This window comes from Streptomyces sp. WZ.A104, from assembly GCF_002382885.1.
Lineage (GTDB): Bacteria > Actinomycetota > Actinomycetes > Streptomycetales > Streptomycetaceae > Streptomyces.
Genome location: NZ_NWVL01000158.1, coordinates 1 through 3,075 on the forward strand (window position 1 = coordinate 1; position 3,075 = coordinate 3,075).

At 72.2% G+C, this 3,075-nt stretch carries 3 protein-coding genes and 2 pseudogenes; 3 read left to right on the top strand and 2 right to left on the bottom strand.

Translation table 11 applies throughout. The features are described 5' to 3' along the window. A pseudogene (locus CIB93_RS36815) lies at positions 1-107 on the bottom strand (electron transfer flavoprotein subunit beta); the annotation flags it as partial. Positions 108-277: 170 nt separating this feature from the next. Here CIB93_RS36815 and CIB93_RS36820 point away from each other — a divergent pair. Beyond that, complete coding sequence (locus tag CIB93_RS36820; protein WP_096633113.1) at positions 278-1,003, top strand: TetR family transcriptional regulator; 726 nt, start codon at positions 278-280, stop codon at positions 1,001-1,003. A gap of 124 nt (positions 1,004-1,127) precedes the next feature. After that, on the top strand, positions 1,128-1,496 hold the full coding sequence (locus CIB93_RS36825; protein WP_096633114.1) for a Zn-ribbon domain-containing OB-fold protein: 369 nt from the start codon (positions 1,128-1,130) through the stop codon (positions 1,494-1,496). A gap of 21 nt (positions 1,497-1,517) precedes the next feature. Here the strand turns inward: CIB93_RS36825 and CIB93_RS39385 are convergent. After that, positions 1,518-1,782, bottom strand: a pseudogene (locus CIB93_RS39385) (type 1 glutamine amidotransferase domain-containing protein); the annotation flags it as partial. A gap of 96 nt (positions 1,783-1,878) precedes the next feature. Here CIB93_RS39385 and CIB93_RS36830 point away from each other — a divergent pair. Further along, positions 1,879-3,075: gamma-glutamyltransferase (locus tag CIB93_RS36830; protein ID WP_179500379.1), on the top strand; the 1,197-nt coding region annotated here is incomplete at its 3' end.

The following is a 3,075-nucleotide window of genomic DNA, read 5'->3' on the forward strand; positions in this document are numbered from 1 at the left end:
AACAGACCGTCGACATCCTCACGATCCAACGTCAGATCATCGGCGAAACGCCGGTCACCGGACGCGTCGGGCACGTACTTCACACAGACAACGATCCTCAAGCTCACGCCGGCTCTCCTGCCTACCTGGGTGTGGTCCCACCTGGGTGTGGTTCGTAGTAGTGAAGAGATTATGGCACTCAGTACCCTCTGTAAAGGGTACCCAGTGCCAAAACCGTTCTTCCGGTGCTACGTTTCGCCGCATGAGCGAGGCACGAGGACCCGAGAAGAAGGCACCCATGCGGGAGGCGCTCGCGCAGGCGGCTTTCCAGCTCTTCCTGGAGCGGGGATTCGAGCGGACGACGGTGGACGACATCGTGGCGCGGGCCGGGGTGGGGCGGCGGTCGTTCTTCCGCTACTTCCCCTCCAAGGAGGACGTCGTCTTCCCGGACCACGAACGCTGTCTCGCCGAGATGACCGAGTTCCTGGCCGCGGTCGACGACAGCGACCCGGTCGGCGCGGTGTGCGACGCGGCGCGGATCGTGCTGCGGATGTACGCGGCCAACCCCGAGTTCTCCGTACAGCGCTACCGGCTCACCCGGGAGGTGCCGGGGCTGCGGACGTACGAACTGTCCGTGGTGCGCCGCTACGAACAGACCCTCGCGGGGCATCTGCGCGGCCGGTTCGGGGCGGGCGGCGACGGGGAGCTGCGGGCCGAGGTGATCGCCGCGTCCGTCGTCGCCGCGCACAACAACGGGCTGCGGCTCTGGCTGCGCTCGGGCGGCGCGGGGGACCCCGAGGCGGCCGTCGACCGCGCTCTCGCGATGGTGCGGGAGGTGTGGGGGCGGCCCGCCGGTCCCGCTCCGGCCGCAGCGTCCGACGGGGCCGGGGTCGGGGTCGGGGCCGGGGCAGGGCTCGCGGCCGGGGCCTGCGCCGACGGTGAGGTCATCGTGATGGTGGCGCAGAAGGGTGCTCCCATGTGGCGCGTGGTCCAGCAGATCGAGGACGCCGTCGGTAAGAACTGAGCATCAATCGGCACTCAGTGCCTTTACGGTCCGGCACTCAGTGCCATATGGTGCGGACGCGCCGACAGCCAGGTGCGGCGCGTCCGAGTCGAGCGCAGGGGGTCGAGCCGTGTCTCAGACAGGAATGGGCACCGTCCAGAAGGCGCACGAGGAGTGCGGCCTTTCCTACCACCGCTGCCGCTGGTGCGGCACCGCCTCCTTCCGGCGGCTGCTGTGCCCGGTGTGCGCGTCGAGCGAACTGGAGCCTGAACGCACGACCGGCCACGGAGTGGTCGTCCGGACCGCCGTGGTCCACCGCTACACCGAGGCGGCGCGCAATGAATCCCTGGTGCGGTTCGCCGAGGGCTTCGTCTTCCGCTGCCGGATCGTCGGGGCGGCTCCGCATCTGGTGACGGTCGGCGCACGCGTCCGGCCCGTCTCCGGGGAAGAGCCGGAGACGGGCGAAGTGGTGCTGGAACTCTGCGAGCCGCCCGCCCTGCGCGACTGGGCCTGAGCCATCCCGGCCGTTTGGTCGGCCGAGGCGCTTCAGCAGTTCGTCCGTCAACGGAGCGGAGCGGATTCTGACTGGTGGTCGGGTTCTGGTCGGTGATGAGGTACGGAGCCCAGGGCTCGCCCTCCTGGAAGTCCGTGCCGAGCTCGACCAGCCGGTCCTGGAGCAGCCGCGGGGCCTTCTGGGCGAGACCCCTGCGCTTCCGTTACGTCGGTCAGCCGGTCAGCCGGTACCCGGCGAACGCGTTCGCCCCGTCGGGGTCGGTGGCGGTCGGCAGGGCCGCCGGGCCAAGGGTGACGCCTGCCTCGCCGCCGACACGGGGGGTACGCTGCTCGTCCGGGGCAGCCGCCGGACGTATGTCCTGCAACGACCGGAAGGAAAAGCCGTGTTCACCACTCGGCCCACCCTCCAGGGCACCTTCGGCATGGTGTCCTCCACCCACTGGCTGGCCTCCCAGTGCGCTATGGCGGTCCTGGAGGACGGCGGCAACGCCTACGACGCCGCGGTAGCCGCCGGGTTCGTCCTCCATGTCGTCGAACCGCACCTCAACGGCCCGGCCGGCGAGGTGCCGATGATCCTGGCGACCGGGGACGGGGAGGTCCGGGTGCTCTGCGGGCAGGGGCCCGCCCCGGCCCGGGCCACCGTCGCCCACTACCGTTCCCTCGGCCTCGGCCTGGTCCCCGGCACCGGGCCGCTCGCCGCCGCCGTCCCCGGGGCCTTCGACGCCTGGATGCTGCTCCTGCGCGACCACGGCACCAAGGACCTGGCCGAGGTGCTGCGCTACGCGATCGGTTACGCCGAGGACGGCCACGCTCCCGTCGAGCGGGTCGGCGAGACCGTGGAGACCGTGCGTGAACTCTTCGAGAGCGAGTGGACCACCTCCGCCGCGATCTACCTCCCCGGCGGCCGCTCCCCGCGCCCCGGTGAGCTGTTCCGCAACCCCGCTCTGGGCGCCACCTGGCGCCGTCTGATCGACGAGGCCGAGAGAGCCGGGGGAGCGGACCGTACCACGCGGATCGAGGCCGCCCGCGCGGTCTGGCGAGAGGGGTTCATCGCCGCGGCCCTTGTACGCCAAGCCGCCGTCCCCACCCTGGACACCAGCGGCGTCCGGCACACCGGCACCCTCACCGCCGCCGACCTGGCGGGCTGGTCCGCGTCCTACGAAGCCCCCGTCACCTACGACTGGAACGGCTGGACGCTGGCCAAGGCGGGCGGCTGGAGCCAGGGGCCCGCCTTCCTCCAGCAGCTCGCCCTCCTCCCGCCCGAGCTCCCGCCCCACGGCTCCGCCGACTACGTCCACCTGCTCGTCGAGGGCTGCAAGCTCGCCATGGCCGACCGCGAGGCCTGGTACGGGGACGCGGCCGACGTACCCCTGGAGGACCTGCTCTCCGAGCCGTACAACACCGCGCGCCGGGCGCTGATCACGGACACCGCATCGGTGGAGCTGCGCCCCGGCAGCCCCGGCGGCCGCCCCCCGGTCCTGGCCGCCCACGCCCGCGCGGTCGCCGCGGGGGAGCGGGGCGAGGCGGGGGCATCGGTCCCCGCCCCGGGCTCGGGCGAGCCCACGATGGCGCGGGGCGGT

Coding starts and splice junctions, on each gene's coding strand:
- CIB93_RS36825 (WP_096633114.1), top strand. CDS start 1,128: ATGGGCACCGTCCAGAAGGCGCACGAGGAGTGCGGCCTTTCCTACCAC.
- CIB93_RS36820 (WP_096633113.1), top strand. CDS start 278: ATGCGGGAGGCGCTCGCGCAGGCGGCTTTCCAGCTCTTCCTGGAGCGG.